Source organism: Clostridium sulfidigenes (genome assembly GCF_000732635.1).
Lineage (GTDB): Bacteria > Bacillota > Clostridia > Clostridiales > Clostridiaceae > Clostridium_J > Clostridium_J sulfidigenes.
Genome location: NZ_JPMD01000090.1, coordinates 1 through 823 on the forward strand (window position 1 = coordinate 1; position 823 = coordinate 823).

The 823-nt window shown below is 35.5% G+C and carries 1 rRNA gene; it reads right to left on the minus strand.

From position 1 onward, the window contains the following. Nucleotides 1-286 (minus strand): 16S ribosomal RNA (locus tag IO99_RS18120); the annotation flags it as partial. Nucleotides 287-823: the final 537 nt, after the last annotated feature.

Sequence of the window (823 nt, forward strand, 5' to 3'; positions counted from 1 at the left end):
AGTCGGCTACGCATCGTCGCTTGGTGGGCCGTTACCTCACCAACTAGCTAATGCGCCGCGGTCCATCTTATAGCGGATTACTCCTTTGATGTTTCTACCATGCGATAAAAACATTTCATGCGGTATTAATCTTCCTTTCGGAAGGCTATCCCCCTCTATAAGGCAGGTTACCCACGTGTTACTCACCCGTCCGCCGCTAATTCACCCCGAAGCTTCATCGCTCGACTTGCATGTGTTAGGCACGCCGCCAGCGTTCGTCCTGAGCCAGGATCAAACTCTCAATTTAAAAAGTTTGAGCTATGCTCTTTTTTTCGCTGACTTGTTAAGTCATTTATTTGATAGATTTCTCTATCGGAATTAACTGGTTTTACCTTTTTCTCTGTTTAATTTTCAAAGACCATTTGGTTTTCATTATCATCGATTACTTCCGACGACTCTTACTATTCTACTAGATAATCTCTTATCTGTCAACATTTTTTTAAGAAGTTTTTTTCTTAATTTCTTGTTGTTTTCTGCCGCATCTCTCAGCGACAAGACTTATCTTACCATGATTTATTCTTATAAAATCCACCTAATATTCTTCTTATATAAAATTATCCTTACATACCTTCTATTTTCATTTAAATGCTACCTTATCCTAATATTGATACACTAGGTAAAGTATTAGTTTATATTCTATTATTTTTACTATTTATTTAAAATATAGTATATCAATTTGAATTTTTATTATAGGTAAGCACACAACAACATCATTATTACTGCTGCTTATTATAATGTATTTAGTCTTATTATCAAAATACTAATTCCCTTGAAACCCGCATGG